This window comes from Streptococcus sp. FSL E2-3488, assembly GCF_038003585.1.
Lineage (GTDB): Bacteria > Bacillota > Bacilli > Lactobacillales > Streptococcaceae > Streptococcus > Streptococcus thermophilus.
In genome coordinates this window covers 793,230-815,380 of the sequence record NZ_JBBOPL010000001.1, presented here as the reverse complement: position 1 = coordinate 815,380, position 22,151 = coordinate 793,230, and the positions used below count along the sequence as shown (strand labels likewise).

22 protein-coding genes and 1 pseudogene are annotated in these 22,151 nt (G+C 39.1%); all 23 read right to left on the bottom strand.

Annotated elements, in window-relative coordinates; all coding sequences use genetic code 11:
* Positions 1–4: 4 nt before the first annotated feature.
* Positions 5–277, bottom strand: coding sequence for a chorismate mutase (locus tag MHH90_RS04275; protein ID WP_011226101.1), 273 nt, complete (start codon positions 275–277; stop codon positions 5–7).
* Positions 278–351: 74 nt separating this feature from the next.
* Positions 352–1,887: a ClC family H(+)/Cl(-) exchange transporter gene (locus MHH90_RS04270; RefSeq protein ID WP_023909698.1), complete on the bottom strand. Its 1,536-nt coding sequence runs from the start codon at positions 1,885–1,887 to the stop codon at positions 352–354.
* Between the two features lie 50 nt (positions 1,888–1,937).
* A complete protein-coding gene (locus MHH90_RS04265) occupies positions 1,938–2,381 on the bottom strand; it encodes a flavodoxin (RefSeq protein WP_340725794.1) in 444 nt (147 codons plus the stop codon).
* An 84-nt stretch (positions 2,382–2,465) separates the two neighbouring features.
* A pseudogene (locus MHH90_RS04260) lies at positions 2,466–2,837 on the bottom strand (hypothetical protein).
* A gap of 11 nt (positions 2,838–2,848) precedes the next feature.
* Positions 2,849–3,568 (bottom strand): matrixin family metalloprotease, encoded by a 720-nt coding sequence (locus tag MHH90_RS04255; RefSeq protein WP_014608400.1) that lies wholly within the window; start codon positions 3,566–3,568, stop codon positions 2,849–2,851.
* 119 nt (positions 3,569–3,687) lie between these two features.
* Positions 3,688–4,470: an alpha/beta hydrolase gene (locus tag MHH90_RS04250; protein ID WP_014608401.1), complete on the bottom strand. Its 783-nt coding sequence runs from the start codon at positions 4,468–4,470 to the stop codon at positions 3,688–3,690.
* A 124-nt stretch (positions 4,471–4,594) separates the two neighbouring features.
* A complete protein-coding gene (locus MHH90_RS04245) occupies positions 4,595–6,256 on the bottom strand; it encodes a ribonuclease J (RefSeq protein WP_011681235.1) in 1,662 nt (553 codons plus the stop codon).
* A gap of 181 nt (positions 6,257–6,437) precedes the next feature.
* Entirely contained in the window at positions 6,438–7,196 is a 759-nt protein-coding gene (locus MHH90_RS04240) for an ABC transporter ATP-binding protein (protein ID WP_002946104.1), read from the bottom strand.
* Positions 7,193–8,062 carry an ABC transporter permease gene (locus tag MHH90_RS04235; RefSeq protein ID WP_340725793.1) on the bottom strand — a complete coding sequence of 290 codons (870 nt, stop codon included), beginning with the start codon at positions 8,060–8,062 and terminating at the stop codon, positions 7,193–7,195. The genes MHH90_RS04240 and MHH90_RS04235 overlap by 4 nt, the downstream gene beginning before the upstream one ends.
* A 9-nt stretch (positions 8,063–8,071) precedes the next feature.
* Positions 8,072–9,073: a tryptophan ABC transporter substrate-binding protein gene (gene trpX / locus MHH90_RS04230; protein ID WP_011681237.1), complete on the bottom strand. Its 1,002-nt coding sequence runs from the start codon at positions 9,071–9,073 to the stop codon at positions 8,072–8,074.
* Positions 9,074–9,209: 136 nt separating this feature from the next.
* Complete coding sequence (locus MHH90_RS04225; RefSeq protein ID WP_002950961.1) at positions 9,210–9,431, bottom strand: DUF4649 family protein; 222 nt, start codon at positions 9,429–9,431, stop codon at positions 9,210–9,212.
* A 201-nt stretch (positions 9,432–9,632) separates the two neighbouring features.
* The gene (locus MHH90_RS04220; RefSeq protein ID WP_064355875.1) at positions 9,633–9,842 is read right to left on the bottom strand and encodes a hypothetical protein; all 210 of its coding nucleotides are present in this window, start codon (positions 9,840–9,842) and stop codon (positions 9,633–9,635) included.
* Between the two features lies 1 nt (position 9,843).
* Positions 9,844–10,029 carry a hypothetical protein gene (locus MHH90_RS04215; RefSeq protein ID WP_144239055.1) on the bottom strand — a complete coding sequence of 62 codons (186 nt, stop codon included), beginning with the start codon at positions 10,027–10,029 and terminating at the stop codon, positions 9,844–9,846.
* Between the two features lie 106 nt (positions 10,030–10,135).
* Positions 10,136–10,525, bottom strand: a complete 390-nt coding sequence (locus tag MHH90_RS04210; protein ID WP_300972686.1) for a hypothetical protein — start codon at positions 10,523–10,525, stop codon at positions 10,136–10,138.
* Positions 10,526–11,085: 560 nt separating this feature from the next.
* The gene (locus MHH90_RS04205) at positions 11,086–11,253 is read right to left on the bottom strand and encodes a YSIRK-type signal peptide-containing protein (RefSeq protein WP_157795604.1); all 168 of its coding nucleotides are present in this window, start codon (positions 11,251–11,253) and stop codon (positions 11,086–11,088) included.
* A gap of 719 nt (positions 11,254–11,972) precedes the next feature.
* Complete coding sequence (pyk, locus tag MHH90_RS04200; protein ID WP_023909705.1) at positions 11,973–13,475, bottom strand: pyruvate kinase; 1,503 nt, start codon at positions 13,473–13,475, stop codon at positions 11,973–11,975.
* Between the two features lie 69 nt (positions 13,476–13,544).
* Positions 13,545–14,564, bottom strand: a complete 1,020-nt coding sequence (gene pfkA, locus MHH90_RS04195) for a 6-phosphofructokinase (protein ID WP_011681243.1) — start codon at positions 14,562–14,564, stop codon at positions 13,545–13,547.
* 93 nt (positions 14,565–14,657) lie between these two features.
* Entirely contained in the window at positions 14,658–17,768 is a 3,111-nt protein-coding gene (locus MHH90_RS04190; RefSeq protein WP_023909707.1) for a DNA polymerase III subunit alpha, read from the bottom strand.
* Positions 17,769–17,920: 152 nt separating this feature from the next.
* Positions 17,921–18,706: an L-threonylcarbamoyladenylate synthase gene (locus MHH90_RS04185; protein ID WP_002950974.1), complete on the bottom strand. Its 786-nt coding sequence runs from the start codon at positions 18,704–18,706 to the stop codon at positions 17,921–17,923.
* A 96-nt stretch (positions 18,707–18,802) separates the two neighbouring features.
* Positions 18,803–19,393: a 3-isopropylmalate dehydratase small subunit gene (leuD, locus tag MHH90_RS04180; protein ID WP_011226115.1), complete on the bottom strand. Its 591-nt coding sequence runs from the start codon at positions 19,391–19,393 to the stop codon at positions 18,803–18,805.
* Between the two features lie 9 nt (positions 19,394–19,402).
* Entirely contained in the window at positions 19,403–20,785 is a 1,383-nt protein-coding gene (gene leuC / locus MHH90_RS04175) for a 3-isopropylmalate dehydratase large subunit (protein ID WP_011681245.1), read from the bottom strand.
* A 30-nt stretch (positions 20,786–20,815) separates the two neighbouring features.
* Positions 20,816–21,097, bottom strand: coding sequence for a DUF1294 domain-containing protein (locus MHH90_RS04170; RefSeq protein WP_011681246.1), 282 nt, complete (start codon positions 21,095–21,097; stop codon positions 20,816–20,818).
* A gap of 4 nt (positions 21,098–21,101) precedes the next feature.
* Positions 21,102–22,139 carry a 3-isopropylmalate dehydrogenase gene (gene leuB / locus MHH90_RS04165; RefSeq protein ID WP_011681247.1) on the bottom strand — a complete coding sequence of 346 codons (1,038 nt, stop codon included), beginning with the start codon at positions 22,137–22,139 and terminating at the stop codon, positions 21,102–21,104.
* Positions 22,140–22,151: the final 12 nt, after the last annotated feature.

Sequence of the window (22,151 nt, the reverse complement as noted above, 5' to 3'; positions counted from 1 at the left end):
GGGCCTACTTTTCTTCTAGCTTACTTGCTTGATAAGTACGTGAATGCTTCATAATATCCGCAAAACTTGCGACGATAGCTTCTTTATATTCAGGATTAAGAACACTAGCGCCTACCTTGTCTAGCAGGGCTTGCTCTCGTTCGGGATCATAAATCGCCTTTCCAGTGCGTTGTTTATAAGCACTTACTCGAGTTACCAATTTCATACGTTCTTCCAACAAAGCCACAATCTCATTATCAACGGAGTCAATCTGTTGGCGAATCTCATTTAAGTCCATACTGACCTCCTTTTTTTCTCTCCATTATAACAAAAATGACCTGAGGACAAAAGAGCCTCAAGCCATTGAATTGATTATAAAAAGAGTTTTCTTACCTGACTGATATTACTTTCATTAACAACCAGATACAGGGTTGCTCCTGCTTTTAGACGTGTGTCTCCATGAACAACTTCAGACTGGTCTTGAAAAATCTGAGTGGAAATCAAAACTCCGTCAGGTAAAGTTAAATCCTTAACCAATCGACCAGCTAAACTATCTGTAACTGGTAAATCAATCATCGTCGGTATATTATCAACTTGTTTTGGTTCGTGAGCGATTAGATTGTGAAGCATGGCTTCATAGACAGGTTCTCCTCCCATGAAATCCATGACGAGATAGGCAATCAGGGTCACGACTCCAATTGTCATCAATTGGTGAAGGTTCCCCACCATCTCAGTCACTAAAATCATAGCAGTTAGCGGTGCCTTAGATACCGCGCCGAAATAACCAGCCATACCAAGAATGATAAAAATAGGGAACTGACTGACTTGTAAGAATCCTAGATTTTCAAAAGCTGCCGCAAAAACGCTACCAGAAAGAGCACCTAGAGTTAAAATTGGAAGGAAAATCCCACCAGGAAATCCTGAACCAAAGGACAACATACTCCAAACAAAGCGAATAGCCAAATAGAGGATAGCCACAGTTAGAGCAGGATGTAAACCATTTAAAGCAAGAATCAATTCATTCCCACCACCTAAAAGATGTGGAAAATAAAGACCAATAGGAATGATAAACAGAACTGCCAAAAGGCCATAAAAATGAGATGGCAAGTGGAAGATTTTCCCTAACCCTTGGTAGACCTTACCAATACGTAAGACAACCCACTCATAACCGTATCCAAGCACACCTAGAAAAGTCCCCAAGAGAATAAGAATCCAATAATCTTTCAAAGGAAATACTGGTAATTTTTCTGTCATAGCAAGGACTGATACCTGACCAAAGATGCGTAGGGAAACAGCATTGGCCACTAAAGATGCCGTTAAAGCTGTCACCCAAACAGGACGAGAGAAATGATGATAGACTTCTTCAACGACAAACAAGAGACCAGCAATCGGGGCATTGAAGGCAGCCGATAATCCTGCTGCTGCTCCTGCAGCAATCAAGACACGTTTCTCACGTGCAGAGAGCTTAAGTCCCTCGGCTAATCCCTTAGCAGTCATGGCACCTAGTTGAATACTAGGGCCCTCACGTCCCAACATCAGTCCCATTGAAATCCCAAGGACACCGCCCACGAACTTACGCCATAATACTGACCACCAAGACGGATGTAAGAGCCCCATCAGTTCCCCTTCAACATGGGGAATTCCTGAGCCCTTGATGTCTTTTTCCTGCTTAATAAGGAAACCAATAAAAAGTGCAATCAAGAGATTAACCAGGACAATTCCCAAAATCAGAAGTGGATTATGAAGGGCGTCTTTGTATATAGCTACAGAAAACGCGGCCCCTTTGGCAATTAACCAGCGAAAAAGACTGACCACTGCTCCTGCCGTCACCCCCACTAAGAGCCCTCTCCAAACGGACCAAAGGAGATGTTGAGATTGCGTCCTAAAATCTCTTTCTATTTCATTCATAAAAACTCCATTTTAACTACAATAAAAGCAGACTTTACTCTGCTTTTTTCTTATGCTAATGCTTCTGAAATTTTTTCAGCGAAAGCTTCAAGGTTTTCGATATCTTCATCTTCAGCAGAAAGGTCAACCTTGACGCTATCAGCACCCTTAGTCGCCCCTGTGAATGTGAATTGATTTTCAAACTCATCCACTGATTTACAGAAATAATCGTAGAAGGTATCTCCTGAACCTACAACACCAAAGATTTTACCTGACAAGTCAAGGTCGGCCAAATCTTCGTAAAAGTCAACGATTTCATCTGGCAACTCTCCATCACCATAAGTGTAAGTTGCTACAATACAGATGTCCGCATCTTCAAAATCAGCGGAATCAACCGTTGTACACTCGTCTACATCCACAGTGTGACCCAATTCTTCCAATTTTTTGGCAACAATATCTGCGATTTCTTCCGTATTACCGGTCATACTGGCATAAACGATTTTTGCTAAAGCCATAATGTCCTCCAAAATAATAAATTAGCTATATTATATCATACTTTTTCAGAAAATAAACGCCGTAATATCCTAAAAAACTACCCCTTAGGACAGTTTTAAATTTTGCAAGAGTTCGAAATGTCGATAGACAAGCCATAAACCAATAGCAATGACAAGTACAAGAACTACGGCTCTCATAAGACCTTTAAGAAAAGTCACGAACCAGGTTATAATCATAGATGTCATTAGCTAAGTCAAACCTGAGGCACCATATAGGGTTCGAATACTCTCAAGGGAGTGGCTAGTTAAGGTGTTTACCCAAGTGGGAACATAGATCCAAATATCATCACCTGATAAATCCAAACGGTAGGCAATCATGGTTCCCGTTGTTTGCAACCAGGTAAATACCCCAGCATTGAAAAGAATGAGAAAGCTTTGCATAGGGTAACGCCTAACAAGGTGTTTAATATAACGCATGACAGTCCTCCTTAATTGGCATAAAGGGCATGAACCGTATCAATATCCACCTGTTGAATACCGTAATAAGAACCCGCTGATTGCATAACTGATGTCTTAGAGTCATCGTGATCCAAGCCAATGGCATGCCCCAATTCGTGCTCGGCCGTATTAACAATACGTTTGTGGGTATAACCAAAATCACTATTCAAGAGGAAATAACGATTCAACTTAACATCCACATGAGTGATACGATTTGTTAAAACATTAGTCTGACTATCCGCTAGACCAGCTGCTTGTGAATTAGCATCGGAATAGTCTGTCGCAACAATATCAGCTGTTGACGCATCATCTGTCAGAGTAAAGATGAAAGCACCCGTTTTGTTCCAATTTGTGATAGCTTCCTTATAAGCAGCTACCAAGGTTTCATCTGTAGATTGAATATAGATGCTAGCTGTATTTTGTGCCCATCTGGCACCATTAGACTCAGGAATTGTATCTGTCGTCGATAGGTTTGAAACGATCTTTTCAACATCACTTGTATTGGTCCCACTAAAACCTAGCTCAACTTGTCGAAAGGCACGGTTAATGTTTGTAGCTAAGGTACTTGAAGAGTTGTTAGCATAATAGATAAGTCCATAACCAACTATGGCTAGGATAAGGGCAAGTTTAAAAATAGCCCAAATAAGATTCCATATAAATCGTAAGAGAAGTTTGGGGATATAGAAGATTACTCTCAATAATTTTTTCAATACAGAGCCTCCTTTTCGAAATTTCCCCTAGTATATCATGCTCTAATCATTCTAGAAAGTAAAAAATATCACTTTAAGCTTTTATCATCTCTTTAATAAGATGTTACATACTTGACCAATTAGGATAAGCGTTCTTCTTTAATGTAATCAATAGGTAACCATTCTAAATAGGCCTCTAGTTGTTTTTCCCAATAATACCACTCGTGTCTTCCATGGTCTGTACTGTAGTCAATATCTAGGCCAAGAGCCTTCAAATCAGCAACTGCTTGATCTTGAGTGTCAAAAAGGAAATCTTCCAGACCACACCAAGCAAAAAATTTAGTTTTCTTGTCATGTTGCTTGGCTAAATTAACCAATTTATGCTGCTCAATATCTTTTCCTTCCAAATCACCAAAGACACCCTGCCAGTATTCCTTGGACTCAATGGTCTCATCTCTAATCATCTCTGTAGATAAACCAAGGGCACCAGAGAAGGAACCTGCGCAAGCAAAGTTATTCGTGGTTAAGGCAATTTTAAAGGAACCATAGCCCCCCATAGAAAGTCCAGCAATAAAAGTCTTTTTACGCTTCTTTGTCATACTTGGGAAAAAACGTTGCATGACTTGAGGAAGCTCCTTGGCAATGGCATCGTAATATCTTACGCCATATTTAGTATTTGTATACCATCCATTTTCAGAATTAGGCATAATGACAATGAGGTTGGTCTTACGAAGGAGACGCTGAATATTGGTACGGAAGGCCCAAGAATTATGATTTCCCCCCATACCATGAAGAAGATAAAGGACTGGAATGTCCGTATCACTTTCCGTTTCAGAAATCTGATCACGATCCGGATAGATAACATCTACTTGACGGTATTGTCCTAGAACAACTGATGAGTATTCAATTTGAAAAAAAGCCATTTGTCTTTTCCTTTCTTAATGATAGAAAAGCTGGGATAGCCCAGCTTTTTCTTTTTCAAAATAGTCTTATGAGACTTTCTAATATCAATGAATGTAAGTAACATACTCACACTCTAATAATTAATTAACGTACTTCCATAACAACTGGAAGAATTGCTGGGCGACGTTTGGTTTGGTCAAAGAGGAACTTAGCCACATCATCGCGAACCGCACCTTTAAGTTCTCCCCAATCAAAACTATCTCCTGCCAAGTAATTTTCAACAGTTGCATTGACAATATCAGCAGACTCACTTAGGATATCACGGCTCTTTTTAACATAGACGAAGCCACGCGTATTGACACGCGCTTTAGAGACAATCTTACGCTCCTTTTTATTGACTGTAATAGCAACGATAAAGATACCGTCTTCAGACAAGACCTTACGGTCACGAAGCACGATATTTCCAACATCACCGATAGCATTACCATCAATCATAACATCACCAGCTGGGACAGTACCTTCAAGAAGGAAACCTTGGTCCTCTGATAAGTGCATGATATCTCCACGCTTAACAATGTAGATGTTTTCTGGAAGGATCCCAACTTCAAGGGCTAGCTCAGCATGAGCTTGAAGTTCACGGTACTCCCCTTGGACTGGGAAAAGATACTGTGGACGAAGAAGATTCAGCATCAATTGAAGCTCACGAGCATTGGCATGTCCAGATACACGAAGATTCTGTGTAATCATCTTAACAGCCCCACCAGCCTTATAGATAGCATTGTTTACGCGTGCGACCGCTGCTTCTTTAGCAATACTTGGTGTGGTTACGATATAAACTAAGTCCCCATCTTTGATTTGAACATAACGGTGACGGCCAACTGCCATTTTTTGAAGACCGTCGATTGGCTCTCCCATACGTCCATTTTCGAGAATAATCAACTCGTGGTCTTCGAACTTGTTCATATCCTTTGGTTTAACAATGAGCTTCTCATGCTCCACAGTCAATTTCTTAAGACGGATAGCTGTACGAACAATATTTTCAACGTCAAAACCTGTAAGAACAACGCGACGTCCATGTTCGGCAGCTGAATCAAAGACTTGTTGAATACGAACCAAGTTTGAGGCAACTGCTGCAATAATAACACGTCCATCTGCATCGGCAATAACTTGGTCAATCTCTTGGCCAACTTCTGCTTCTGAAGCTGTTTGTTCAGTACTTGTCGCATTTGCTGAGTCTGACAAGAGGGCCAAGACACCTTCTCGACCGATTTCAGCCAAGCGACCTAAATCAGTTTTGTAGTAAGGGCGAGCAGCTTGGTCAAACTTGAAATCACCAGTATAGACAATATTGCCTCGGTCCGTCCCAAGAACAATCCCCATTGATTCTGGGATAGAGTGAGTTGTCTTAAAGAATGAGACCACTGCATCATCGAATTCAATTTCAGTTTCTGAGTCAATGACATGGAAATTATTGAATTTATTAACGCCAGCATTTTTTACAAAAAGCTTAGCTAACTCAATAGTAAGTGATGACCCAAAGACTGGTACTTTGGCGTCTTGCAAGATATAAGGTAGGGCACCAATGGCGTCAGCGTGCCCATGCGTCAAGAAAATTCCCTGGATACGGTCTTTATTTTCAACCAAATAATCTAAATTAGGGATAACAAAGTCAACACCTAATTGTTCATTTTCAGGATACCTTAGACCAGCATCCAAGATAAAGATGGAGTCGTTAATTTCAACAATATAGAGGTTCTTAGCATTTTCACGCACTCCACCTAGGGCAATAATTTTAATATCGCTCATGCTTGTTTTTCTCCTTTTTAGTTTGACTCTCTTCTAGAGCCTATTTATACAGACGGTCCAAGAAGCTGAACGTTCATGCGAACAGTCTCCTTGTCGATTTACAGGCCACAACAAAAAAAGTTGCATACTCTTTAAGTATACAACTTTTTGACTTATTTTACAATTTAGAGTCAATCTGGGCCTACTCGAACATAGCGTAGTAGTCTGTGATATCCAATTGATCCTTTTCTTCCTTGGTAAGATCTTTAATGATTTGTCCATCCTTCATAACGATAAGACGGTTCCCATATTTTAGAGCATCTTCCATGTGATGGGTAATCATCAAGGCTGTAAGATGGTCTCTCGTCACAAACTCATCAGTCAACTTCATAAGAGCCACACTTGTCTTAGGATCCAAGGCTGCGGTGTGCTCATCTAAGAGCAAGAGCTCAGGACGTTTAAGTGTCGCCATTAAGAGGCTAAGGGCTTGACGCTGACCACCTGATAGAAGACCTGCTGGTGTTTCCAGGTGTTTTTCCAGACCGTTACTAATCCGTTCAATCAAACCTTGAAACTCCTCGGTATATAGGTGAAGATGACGTGATTTAAGGCCTCGTTTTTCGCCACGGTATTTGGCAATCAAAAGGTTTTCCGCAACAGTCATTCGAGGAGCAGTTCCCATTTTAGGATCTTGGAAAACACGTGAGAGGTGTTTGGCACGCTTCTCAGCAGGTAGAGCCGTAACCTCCTCACCCATGATAAAAATCTGACCACTAGTCAACATAAGGGTTCCTGCAATGACGTTGAAGAGGGTTGATTTTCCGGCACCATTTCCACCAAGGATGGTAATAAAATCACCTTCCCTAATGGTAAGATTGACATGATCCAAAATGATTTTTTCGGTGTCAAAACCGTTATTAACCTTAACAGTTGCATCTTTGAGTTCTACAATAGCTGTCATCGTGAAAAGCTTACCCCCTTATAGAATTTTCGGCGCAGGACAGGCGAAATCAAGCAAAGGGCTAGAACAATCGCACTAAAGAGTTTTAGGTAGTTAGTGTTAAAGCCAAAAGCGATTACAGCTGTTAAAAGGAACTGATAAAGGATTGAACCTACACAGATGGCAATCAATCGTTCCAACAAGGTCAAGTTAGTCTCGTACAAGACTTCACCAATGATAATGCTGGCAAGTCCGATGACTATAACCCCAATCCCTTTTGAAACGTCGGCATAACCGTCCTGTTGACTAATCAAGGCTCCTGAGAGGGCAATAATACCATTTGAGATAACAAGTCCCATCACTTCCATTGAATCCGTATTGATACCGAAAGATTTGGCCATATCGCGGTTATCACCAGTAGCAATGTAGGCTTGGCCTAGGCGCGTGTTAAGAAAGGCAATCAAGGAAGTAATAACAATAGTTACAGCTAAGAGACCAACGATTAAGAGGTTGTAATCCTTACTAAAAGGAAACAGATCTTGAATTGTCTTAATATCAAGGAGACCTAGATTGGCTCTTCCCATTATCATAAGCATGACTGAGTTAAGGGAAGTCATGACCAGAATTCCTGCCAATATCGTTGGAATTTCTCCTTTCGTATAAAGGAGACCAGTCACTAGACCAGCAAGACAGCCGGCTATTACAGCAACCAAGGTCGCCAAGATAGGGTTCCAACCAAAATTCATGAGGGTTACTGCTACTGCCCCCCCTAAAGGGAAGGAACCTTCTGTCGTTAAATCAGGAAAATCTAAGATACGGAAAGTCATGTAAATCCCAAGACCTAAGATTCCGTATAGAAGACCCTGATAAATGGATGAAATAATCATAAGTCCTCCTTATTTATCAGCTTTAACAGCAATGTCTGACTGCTTAAGCACATCGTCAGGTATGGTGATGTTAAGATCTCGAGCAACTTTAAGGTTTAGCGTTGGAGTCCCATCATCAATCACATCAACTGGGATATCCTTAACTTTTTTACCTTTAAGAACTTTAATAGCACTACGGGCTGTAGCTTTTCCAAGCTCATATTGGTTTTGAGCAACTGAGGCCAAACCGCCTTCTTTAACCATGGTATCAACAGTTGTATAAACGGGAATCTTAGCTTGATTGGCTAAAGAGATTACTGTTGAAAAAGATGATGCAATGGTATTATCCTGAGGTGTCCAGATGGCGTCAACCTTACCAGTCATTACTGACATAGTTGTGTTGATTTCATTGGTTGATGGTACAGCGTATTCAACCACATTTAAACCGTCTTGTTCAGCGTATTTTTTAAAGCTTTCAACCTGTGATTTGGAATTGTCTTCACTTGAAGCGTAGAGAATACCAATTGTTTTGGCATTTGGTGTCAGTGATTTGACCAATTCTACTGTCTGCTTAATAGGTACTTGATTGGAAGTTCCTGTGACATTACCTTCCGGATGCTTGAGATCCTTAACTAATTTAGCCCCAACAGGATCTGAGATAGCTCCCATAATGACTGGAATATCCTTGGTAGCTGCCGCTAGTCCTTGAGCTGCTGGCGTTGCAATACCGATAACAACATCATTTTTATCGTTGACCAATTGTTTAGACATGGTTTGAATCTTCGATTGGTCCCCTTCGGCATTTAGGAGGGTAATTTGAACCTTGTCCCCTTTGTAGCCAGCTTCCTTAAGTCCATCCTCAATACCTTTCTCGATTTGATCCAGGGCATCATGAGTGACGAACTGGAGGATTCCAACTTTAGCAACCTTATGGGTACTTTGCTGTTCTTTTTTGAACAGATCTGTACCAATAGAGCCGAGCGTCAAGATAGCTAAGAAAACCAAAGTCCAAATTAAACGCTTGTTTTTCATATCTGTCTCCTTATATAAATTCTTACTCTCTATTGTAAGTCATTTTCAGTTAACTAGCAATATTCTTAATTTATAAAAAAACTTTTAAAGAAGAAAAAAACCAGAAGATAGCTTCTGGTTTTTTTCTCTTTTTTTCTTACTGATATTGAGCTAAGTCTAACTTCATAATATGGAAGTAAAGGTCACCAAATTGTCCTTTGTATTCAATATCATGGCCGTTGATGGTTACCTTAGTTACTGGCGTTGAGTCTGGTATGGCAATCCAACAGGCTTGCTGAGCTCTAACGAATTCATTGTAATCTTCAAATGAGATATGGCATTCTTGCTTAGCTGCATTTAGATAAGAAATTTCAATCATGGTAGGACCTCCTTATAATCCTTTAACTGAAATATAGCTTACACTTCCTAAAAGGCAAAGTCAACTCTGACGACTTAGGAAAGTATCACGCATGGGTATACAAATAGACCCCATAACAAATGCTGTGAGGTCTATATTGATTGGAATCAGAATTCTACTGTCCTAAACGACTGCTAATTGATTTCAACATTTGCGTCGTTTTCAAGTATAGAATCCCATTTCTGCTAGAAGAATTGCCAGACCAACAAATACAAGATCTGAACTCTCACTACCAGTTTCTGGATGGACAAAATCCTTAGTATCTTCAGGTTCTGGTTGTGATTGTGGAGTTATCTGTGACTCTGGAGTTGGAGTCATAGTATGTTTGTAGATGTGCTGAGTATTACCATTTTCATCTACTACTCTTTTCAAATTAATAACTCGGGATTTCTTTCTTCTCTTGTTCGCCATCTTCTGTTGGGGAACAAGAAATTTCAGCTTTTGCTTGTTCACCATCAACTGTAGGATTTCCTGGAATTTCCTTACCATTCTTATCTACAAATGACCTAACTGGCAATACAGTAGGTGGGTAGGTCACTGAAGCCTTAGTACCGTTCACATCTTCATGAACCACTGTAAGTGCTGGGACAGGTCCTGTAAATTAAGCTTCTGGTGTGAATGTTACTGTACCATCTGCAAGCTACCTTGTAACTCCCAAGACTATTTCATGTCTTGGGAGTGGTGCTATCTTCAAATGTAACTGTAACGGCATCATTTATTGATACTCGGATGTCACCTTCTGTAAATCCTGTTTGAATTGCAATCTTATTACCAACTGAAGTAACTGGTGTGACAGTTGGTCTATACTTATCAGTTGCAGTTTTAAGAGCATTATCTGACATTTTACCATCTCTATCACGACCAACTGAAGCCATAGGAGAAACTGTTACACCCTTGGCAGTCCCACTAAATCCTGGGATTGGTACAAAGGTAACCTTTACAGTCATCTCATCTAAGTAGATTCCTTTTCCTTCTACAGTCAAAACAAGATCATTGATTACATTTCCAGTTGTTGAATCGACAAGCTTGAACAGATAATCAAAAACAAGTGTGATTTTAACTTTCTCATTATTATTATTTGTTCCTTCAATAGTGAATTCTGGAGTAGCAGTTTAACTAACTCCTTGAACATCCATAGAGGTCTTGTCTTCCCCTTCAAGTTCTTTTGGAGTAACAGTTGGAATATGGAATATATAGTCCATCCATGCTATCCCAGAATTCATTTATAGAAGAATGTGCTTCTTTGTCTTTAGAAACTCAATCAGTTGTATAGCCGTTGTTATCAGTAATCTGATTCAGTATTCATTATGGCTACCTCAGTTGCCTCTAATTCATTATTTACAGCAAATGCTGAAGTATTTGTCTAACCGTTAGCAACTACCAAATTCTCTAAGGAGGATTGAGCTGTGAAAGATGATTCATAATTCTTGATTCTTGGCTTCTGATGTTTGACTTGATGAATCCATCGATTTAGCAGTTCTACTACCGTTATCTGTAGATTGAGAAGCTTCAGTTTTAGCCCTTGCTTAGCTATCTGTAACTGATGTTGCAGTTTCACTTGTTGATTCGCTCGTAATAATTGATACCAATGTACTATTATAGTTTTACATCTTGACTAGTGGTGTAGCGGCACTGTTTGAACTTCTGTAGTTAACTCGTCTGCTAAAACTTTGTTATCAGTACCAAGCATTACAAGAGTTCCAAGTAAGACAGAGCACACGGCTACATTGAGTTTACGAATTGAAAATCGACTTATACAATTATTTAATAAATCTTTACCCACTTTGGGAATCCTCCACACCTAACATTAAAGTATCTTACCCCTCAATGAGATTAAGAGTATTTTAAAATATTAATCGTTTAACATTCTAACACGATCAGGAAAGTTAATTTATTTTTTATATAAATATAACTTTATCCAAGTCTATATAAAATATATGCGTATGTTTAGCAGTATTTAAAATTGTTCAAAAAGATAATTTTAAGATTTCATTATTTTAAAGAAAGCGATTATATTAATTAATTTTTAAAAAATGAATTCAAAGGAAATGTTTAAATTTCTAAATCTTAATGATTATGGTTAACTCCATAAAACGTCTCTTCATTATCTTTTTGAAAGTTTTTTAGGAACTTTAACAAATTTTGAAAGCACTCTTAAAATAAGTGTAGCTAAGACAATATATTTCTAGGCAAATTATCTTAAGCAATTGAATTTAGCTGGCGATTTAAAATAGGAGTGTAGAGCGTAAACTATTACAGCTATACCTGAATCTTTTAGGAATTTACAATCAAAATAAAAGCTAAGATTCAAAAAAAATCATCTAATTTATCATAATACTCATTTATAACCAACTCAGCTATTTTATATAGCCCCATTAATCCACTTCCTCAAATATAATCTATATAGTATTTTCCACTAGATAAATTTTATAGTTAAATAGAATATAAAACTAAAAAAAGAAGATCCTCACGGCCCTTCTTTATATTTAAGTATAACTTATATTATTTAACTGTGCGGATACGCATAGTATTTGTATTACCAGAACCAACTGGAACACCAGCAACAATAACAATGTTATCACCTGATTCGACAAGACCTGATTCAAGAGCAACACGCTCAGCAATTTCAAACATATCATCAGTAGATGAAGGTATTTCAGTAACAATTGGAATAACACCCCAGTTAAGCATCAATGATTTTTGAGTAAGTTCATCGAATGTTACTGCCAAGATGTCAGCTTCTGGACGGTATTTAGAAATCAAACGAGCTGTGTTACCAGATTCAGTAAGTGCAACAATAAGTTTGATATCCATTGAGTTGGTAGCTTCTTTAACTGCAGATGCAACAACTTCAGTTTTACTTGAGCGATCAAATGTTGATGGATCAAGACGACCATACTCTTTAAGAAGAGCTTGAGCGTTTTTATTAATTGTAGCCATTGTATGAACTGATTCAACTGGATATTTACCGTTTGCAGACTCACCAGAAAGCATTGTCGCATCAGTACCATCGATAACAGCATTAAACACGTCAGATACTTCAGCACGAGTTGCACGTGGTTTTTCTGTCATTGTTTCAAGCATGTTTGTAGCTGTAACAACAAATTTACCAGCAGCATTTACTTTAGTGATAATCATTTTTTGGTAAACTGGAACCATTTCGAATGGTACTTCGATACCCATGTCACCACGAGCGATCATGATACCATCAGCAGCTTCAATGATTTCATCGATATTATCGATACCTTGTTGGTTTTCGATTTTAGCCAACAATTTAACGTGGCCGTTTCCAGTTTCTTCACAGATAGCACGTACTTCTTGTACGTCTTTCGCAGTACGTACAAATGAGATTGCGATAAAGTTAATACCTTGTTCGAGACCAAAACGAATATCAGCATTATCACGTTCAGCAAGTGCTGGGAAAGGAATTTTAGTGTAAGGGATGTTTACACCTTTTTGTTTAGCAATAATACCATCATTTTCAACCTCAACGATGAATTCACGTTTTTCAGCATCCTTGTCTACAACACGAAGACCAAGTTTACCATCATCCACAAGAACTTGTTTACCAACTTCTACATCGTCGAAAATGTCAAGTGCACCAGCAACGTTCAAAGCAATAACGTCGCGAGTTGATTTGAGACCTTGTTTAGTAGCAATACGGATTTGTTCACCAGTTTTGTATGCATACTCTTTAGCATCACCTTCAAACAATTCAGTACGGATTTCAGGTCCCTTAGTGTCAAGAAGGAAACCTACTTTTTGACCAGCAATAGATTCAGCCATACGTACGACATCCATACGTTCACCTTGCTCAGCGTGGTTACCATGTGAGAAGTTGAAACGGAAAACGTTAGCACCTTCCTCGATCAATTGAGCAATGTTTTTAGCAGATGCATCAGGGTCAAGTTTTTCACTCCAGTAACCATCTTCACCAAATTTCTTGCCACCACGGATTTCAACCGCAGGACCAAGTGTAGCAACTATTTTTACGCGTTTATTCATGATATATAAAACTCCCTTATATTTATTGTCGCTTTTGCGACGGATTAACAATAATTAGTAGAACCGCTATTATTTCAAGTTAGCTAAAGAACGGTTAAGCTCTGCAAAATCAAGACGAGCTTTGTGTGGATTGTTTACGATAATTTTACCGTCTTCAGTAAGACTGAACAAAGCACCTTCTTCTGCTGTACCAAGGATTGGACTTTCAACAAGCTGTTCATTATGGATACCCACAGCAACACCACCAATTCCTTCTTTAAGAAGATCAACGGCATGTGCACCCATCCATGAAGCAAGAACACGGTCACGTGCAGTTGGTGAACCACCACGAATTACGTGTCCAAGATTTGTAGCACGAAGGTCTGATGTATCTCCAGCTTCTTTCATTTTAGCTGCAAACTCTTCAGCACCCATAACGCCCTCAGCAAGCACAATAATGTGGTGAGATTTTTCGCCAGATTCATAACCTTCTTTAACTTTACGAACCACTTCGTTGATGTCATATTCTTCTTCTGGCACAATAATTTGGTCAGCACCTGAAGCAATACCAGCCCAAAGAGCGATATCACCAGCGTTACGTCCCATTACCTCAACGACAAAAGTACGTCCATGACTGAAAGCTGTATCTTGGATTTTATCCAAAGCTTCTGTTGCAGTTGCAACGGCTGTATCAAATCCAATTGTATAGTCTGTACCAACGATATCGTTATCGATAGTTCCTGGGAGACCAACTGCTGGGAAACCATGTTCAGTCAAACGCATAGCACCATGGTAAGAACCATCTCCACCAATAACAACTACACCTTCGATTCCATATTTTTTAAGTTGCTCAATACCTTTAAGTTGACCTTCAAGTTGGGCAAACTCGGGATAGCGAGCAGACTGAAGGAAAGTGCCACCACGGCTAAGGATGTTTTCTACGCGTTTGGCATCAAGTTTGAAGATATCTCCTTCAACCATACCGGCGTATCCACGGTTAATGCCGAACACTTCAATTCCTTCAGAAATTGCTTTGAGAACAACTGCACGAACGGCAGCGTTCATACCAGGGGCATCTCCACCACTGGTCAAAACAGCAATACGTTTCATTATTCCTGATACTCCTTTTATATATTTAACATTTTCATTATAACACAAAGAATTATAAATGGCTTTAAATTTGAAAAGTTTTATCGGTTTTTTTTAACGTAAAACCGTTTTCAACACAAAAGGTGCTAATTCCCTACTGAGTTCTTCGTTCTTAGACACTTTATATCGTTGACTAACTATTGTTTCCTTGCTTTCCTGATAACGAATAACCACAGGAATATGTCCAGGATACTTGGCTAAAATGTGAGAAACTTCTAAATCTTTATTATGATTCTCTAGTAAAATCCAGAAACGCTCAGTGCTAGCCTCCTCTATATTTGACAAAATTAATTGAAGACGTCCGTCGCGCTCTTGAGTTCGTCCTTCTAGATAAAAGAGACTACCTTCACTTAACTTATCTTTGTGATAGAAATAAGTTTCTGGAAAAAGAGTGACATCCAGTTTATTCACCCCATCAAAAACACTTAGGAAAGCCATCTGGTCTCCCTTTTTCGTTCTGATAATGCGAACTGATTCAAGCTGGACCAAAACTGTAGCCTTACTGTTTAAAGTCAACTCAGAAATTGGTTGGTAGGGCCGTGATGCCATTTTTTGAGCTAAATGTAATGGATGTGTACTAAGTCCAACTCCTAGTAAATCCTGCTCTATACTATAGCGTTCTGTCTGACTATAGTCTTCATACTCCACCCAAGAATAAGACGACTCTGCAAACAAACTCCCTAATTCATTAACAAAAGTAAAGAGGTTGCTTAAGTTTCCGATGATTTTCCGTCTATTAGGCTCAAAACAATCAAATAATCCTATTTGGATCAAAGGTGTCAAAATATCTACTTTTTGATATTTACTAGGAATACGTGTCAAAAAATCCTCTATAGAAATGTATTTACCATTTTGTTGGCGATCCTCAATAATCCAAAGTGCAAAATCTCTGGGCAAACCTTTTATGGTTTTTAGACCTAGTACAATCTTTCCATCAGAAATCTTGTCCATATAAGGAATTCTATTAATATCCAGGCTAGCTAAGGAAAAGCCATTTTCAATTGCATCCCTAATGTAATCACTTGACGAATAATTTAACATGACGTCATAGAATATCTGAGGATAATGCGTTTTAAAATAAGCTAATTGGAAGGCTAGGGCTGAATAAGCATAGGCATGACTTTTATTAAAACCATATCCTGCAAACTTAGTTATCATACTAAAGAGACGTTTAGCAACCTGTGGGTCACGCCCTAACTGACGACTTCCTTCCATGAATTGTTCGGACATCTTGGACATTTCATTGGCATCTTTTTTAGACATTGCCCGACGAAGCAAATCGGCTTTTCCAAGGCTAAAGCCAGCAAATACTTGGGCAATCTGCATAACCTGCTCCTGATAAAGCATGATACCATAGGTAGGTTCAAGAATTGGAGCAACCACTGGGTCAATGAGATCTACTTTCTCCTTACCATATTTACGAGCAACGAAATTATCTGTATAATCGCTAGCTCCTGGACGGTTGAGAGAGGTTGTCGCTACTACTTCTTCGAACTTAGCAGGTTTAATCCGTTTAAGGAGATTTATAGCACCTGCCTGCTCGAATTGAAAAATTCCCTTTGTCTTACCACTGGCAAAAAGCGCTAGGGTTTGTGAATCTTCCAAGTCAATGGATTTGATATCGATAGCAATTCCCTGTTCTTCTTCAAGCTTCTCCTTCATTTTTTGAACAAAGGTCAAATTTCGAAGCCCCAAGAAATCCATCTTAAGCAAACCATTGGCCTCGACTGCGGAAGCATCGTACTGTGTAACCATCATGTCCTCACCTGCCTTAAGAGGAATATGATTGGTCAGGTCATCATCGCTCATCACGATGCCTGCAGCATGTATGGAGGTTTGTCTTGGCTGGCCTTCAATAGCCTTAGCAATTTCAAAAGCTCTCTGAAATTCCTGCCTCTGATTAATTAGCTGTCTGAATGACATATTTTTCTCATAGACAGTTGTCAAAGTATCTCGAAAAGATATTTTTTTACTGAGTTGGGATAATTCAAATTCCTTAGCTCCAAAACGTTTAAAAACATCTCGGATAGCCTGTTTAGCCCCAAAAGTTGAAAAAGTAACAATCTGTGCAGAGTGCTTACTACCATAACGGTCTCTAACGTAATGAAGAAACTCACTTCGATAAATATCAGGTAAGTCTATATCGATATCAGGCATACTATAACGTTCCTCATTTAAGAAACGCTCGAAAAGTAAATCATTTTTAACTGGATCAATTCCAGTAATATCAAGGACATAAGCTACCAAACTCCCTGCAGCAGACCCACGTCCCATTCCCATATAATAACCTCGACTACGACCAAAACGTAACAAATCCCAAACAATCAAGAAATAGTCATCAAAACCCATTTGATGTATTATTGACAATTCCTTGTCTAAACGTTCCTGATAAGCTGGTTCTCTTAACGCTTTACTATCTAATCCAGATTGAGCTAACTGACGCAATTGATCAACTGCTGGCATTTCACGATTAAAACGAGGAAGCTTGAGATTTGTATCAAATTGATAAGAGACGTCTGAAACAAGCTGATTCAAATTGTTTAAAGCCTCTGGAAGCTTACTATAAGCTTCTTCCATTTCTTTGGCCGAGAAAAGGAGCTGATTCATAGGACAGATGGATACCTCAGACAAGGACACATTTTGTGAGATAGCATGTAACGTCTGGATAGTCGAGCGATCTGCATTTTCAAAGTAACGCACTGTATGTAAAGGAACCACAGGATAATCAAACTCTTTACCAGCATCCTCAGGTCTTACCCCAATGAAAACTTCTGAGCCAAGACTCATCCCAGGCTCCCAGTCCTCACTTGGAAGAATTAGGGCAATGTCATTCAGATAGTCTGAAAAATATGTAAACTCCCGCTGTCCTGAAGACAGCTCTGTTGCCAACTTCATCAAGTTTTTATAGCCCTGATTATTTTTAGCTAATAGGCGAAAGGGAATTTTTCTCCCTTCATAGAATAAATTAGCTTCTGTTCCAATTAAAGGACGTAAACCATTTCTGATTGCAAGCTGGGCAAAATGATAGGCCGCATAGAGATTATCACGATCCATCAAACCAATGCTTTGATAACCAAGCTCTTTGGCACGTTTTACATAGGTGTTTAAATCTACAACACTGTCCATGAAGCTATATACTGATTTTGTATCCAATTGTGCAAACATGAAGGGCTCCTTTCAACATTATTTTTTGTCAAATAATAATTTAGGTTTCTAGAAAAAATTAAAGAAACCTATTCAAATAGTATTATATCACAAGTTTTTAAGCATATTAAAAGCAGAACCAAGGGTTCTGCTTTCTTGAAGGCATTATTTTCTTAATAATACTCACCTTGACGGTAGTTCCAAGAATTAAAGTGGTCTGAAAGGTTCATCATAATTTTATCTATATCAAGACCTTTACGGATAACTACTGGACATGGTTCTACTGAACGGCTTCCCTCACCTTGTTCAGGAATTAATTTACCGCCTGCATCAACCATTGATACCATAACACCTTGTTCATAACGTGTTTCAACAGTTTTATCAGGCTGAATTGACGCAACGTATTCATCAGCTTCAATGACAAGGTCAACAGCATTTTCAATACGTTCACCAATACCTTCAACCTTACCACGGTTACCTTTACCTGAAGGGTTTGCTGATGAAGCATAAACCATTTTACCTTCTTTTTCCCACATTTCTTTAGCAATTTGCTCACCAGGTTTACCAAATTTAATAACGAAACATGATGTTCCACGTGCATCAGTCATAAGCTCTTCACGGCCATCACCAAATGCTTGGAGTTTTGCGTAAGCATCCTCACGCCACGGAAGAATACATCCAAGAAGAATGTCTTCATCCCAGTGCTTTTGATAGAAAGCATCAATTTCAGGAGTCAATTGTGCCAATGCACGCAACTCATCCATGCTTCCGCAAAGAACAACACCTGGTTTGTTACGGTTACGTTCTTTAGCTTCGAATTTACGTTCCAAACCAGCTTTATCGCTAGTCATAATAATATAACCAACTTTAGTTGGTGTAACGATACATCCACCTTCACCTTTAAGAATTTCAAAACCTTCTTGGTTAAGGTTACCATCCCATTGGACATGTTTAGTCATAATGTGTGTTCTCCATTTAATTTATAATACATATATTTTACCATGTTCATAGCTATCAGGCAAGTAATTTTCGGAATATTCGAAAATATAAGACTATTACTGCCAATAGCTTGGACGATGTTTTTCGTACTCGGTTATCAAATCCTCATACTGCATGGTAATCCCTATATCATCTAATCCATTTAAAAGTTTATGTTTCCATTCACCATCAATTTCAAAAGTGAACTCACCAACCGGTGAAATAATTTTTTGTTGTTCTAAGTCTACCGTCACTTCATCAGTAGGTTTTAATTGTTCCAATTTTCGACGTACTTCTATCGGTTGAACAATTGGTAACATCCCATTATTAAGTTCATTATTATAGTGAATGTCTCCGAAGGAACCTGCAATAACAACTTTAAATCCGTAGTCAGCTAGGGCCCACGCAGCATGTTCACGAGATGAACCTGCACCGAAATTATCGCCTGTTATTAAAATAGTTGCTTTACGATATTCAGGTCGGTTAAAAACAAAATCAGGATCCTCAGTGTATTTGTTATCTTTATAACGCCAAGAATACATCAAATATTTTCCAAAACCTTTTTTGTCAATCAGTTTGAGAAACTGTTTGGGAAGAATCTGGTCGGTATCGATGTTATCATTCATCAATGGAACTGTCGTACCGGTATAAATGGTAAATTTTTCCATGTTTCCTCCTTATTGTACTTCTGGCATTCGGCGAACATCAACGAAATGTCCGGCGATAGCTGCTGCCGCTGCCATTGCAGGACTACAAAGGTGTGTTTTTGCTCCAAACCCTTGTCGATCCTCAAAATTTCGATTACTTGTTGAAGCACAATGGACCCCATCAGGCACTTTATCTGGATTCATTCCAAGACACATTGAGCATCCTGGCTCTCTCCATTCAAAACCAGCATCTTTAAATATCTTATCCAACCCAATTTTCTCTGCAGCTCGTTTAACAGGTCTAGAACCTGGAACCACAATAGCTGTCAAATTAGGGGAAATCTTCTTACCTTTAACAATTCTGGCTGCCAACTGCAAGTCACTCAAGCGAGCATTAGTACAAGACCCAATAAAGATATACCCAAGATTAATGTCTTCTGCTTTTTGACCCGGACGAAGACCCATATAATGGTATGCACGCTCATCATTCATATCTCGAACTTCAGGGAAAGGCGTATCAAAATCTACCCCCATAGATGGATTAGTTCCCCATGTGACCATTGGTGCCAACTCAGAAACATCCATTCGAATGACTTTATCGTATTCTGCATCATCATCACTAACTAGTGTCTTCCAGTCAGCTACTGCTGCATCAAAATCCTCAGGAACACATTCTCGACCACGCATATAATCATATGTTGTTTGGTCTGGATTCATAATTCCCATTTTCGAACCAAATTCAATTGACATATTACAGATTGTCATACGTTCTTCCATAGTCAAACGGTCAATTGCCTCACCGCGGTACTCTACAACATAACCCACTCCACAAGCAACCCCATATTTAGCAATCAAGGCGAGAATGTAATCTTTTGAATAAATGCCTTTCTGAGGCTTCCCAGTGAATTCTACCAACATCTTTTTAGGTTTGACTTGCCAAAGTGTCTGTGTAGCAAAGACATGCTCAACCTCACTCGTTCCAATACCAAAGGCTATAGCTCCAAAGGCACCGTGGGTAGCTGTGTGACTATCCCCACAAACAATAAACTTACCTGGTTGCGTACGTCCTGTTTCTGGACCAACCATATGTACAATTCCTTGCTTATCCGAACCATGTGACGCATTGTCAATACCAAACTCAATGACATTTTCAGCAAGTTTATCAATTTGTGCCTTAGAAATAGCATCTCTAATATCAAAGATATTCACAGTTGGAACATTATGGTCAAAGGTCCCAAAAGTCAGATCTGGACGCCTTACTTTACGTCCAGCATCACGAAGACCTTGAAAAGCTTGAGGACTAGTCACTTCATGAATATAATGTTGGTCCACGTACATAAGTTGGGGTTGCCCCTCATCACCCGTAATTACGTGGCGGTCCCAAAGTTTATCGAAAATTGATTTTCCGCTCATAAAATACTCCAATTATAATCTAAGGATTGGTTAATCCGAAAGCTTCGTTAGGATAAGGTATAAAAGAACGACATCTATAACAATCCCTGAAAGCCAGCAGAACTTAAAGTACCATTTGTTAATTTTATGTCTAAATAGTCTCCCACCTAGAAAGGCACCAATACCACCAAAGATAATAGTCTGCAATAATAATGACTTCTCAGAAATCCGTCTCTTATGTTGAATAGCCTTATGTTTATCAAGTCCATAAACGGATAAGATGACTAGATTCCACACCAACAAAACACTTAGTAACACTAATTTCAGTGTCATGATTTTAGAGATTGCTAATAATAGCTGCTGTCATTTCAGCAGTCGAAGCCTGACCACCCAAATCACGTGTCAAGATGCCTTGATTCAAGGTCTTATCAACAGCATTTTCAATCAATTCTGCCCCTTCAGTTTCATTAAAACTTTCACGTAACATCATAGCTACTGACAAAATCATTGAAATTGGATTGGCAATACCTTGACCAGCGATATCTGGTGCTGAACCATGAATCGGTTCATAAAGACTTGGACCGTTTTCAGAATGACTAGCAGACGGCATAACACCTAGGGTACCTGGAAGAACACTTGACTCATCAGATAAGATATCACCAAAGAGGTTTTCAGTCACAACAACATCAAAGCGAGCTGGGTTGGTAATCATAATCATTGCTGCACTATCAACGAGCTGGTGTTCAAGAGTTACATCTGGAAACTCCAAAGAAACTTCATCAGCAACCTTACGCCACAATTTAGAGGTCGCCAAAACATTTTGTTTATCAATGCTAGTAACCTTTTTGCCACGACCTTGGGCAATCTTGAAGGCACGACGCATGATGCGACGAATCTCATCAGCTGAATAATCATTTATATCACGAGCCTTATCTTCCTCTAAAATGTGCTCACCAAAGTAAATACCACCTGTAAGCTCACGAACAACGACAAAATCTACGCCTTCAATACGCTCCGGTTTAAGAGGTGACAAGTGTTTCAAAGCATCAAAGATACGAACAGGACGGATATTAGCAAAGAGATTCAACTCCTTACGAATGGCCAAAAGCCCTTGTTCGGGACGAACTGGTGCATTATCATATTTAGGTCCGCCAATAGCAGCCAAAAGGATAGCATCTGCCGATTTAGCAGCTTCTAGAGTAGCTTTAGGAAGTGGATGACCCTCAGCATCAATACCAGCACCACCAAAAGGTTTAGCATCAACATCATAATCAAATTCAATTTTTGAAGCTACTTTATCCAGAACTCCAAGACCTGCTGCCATGATTTCAGGTCCAATACCATCACCAGAAAGTGTTACAATTTTTTTTGTCATGTTTAACACCTC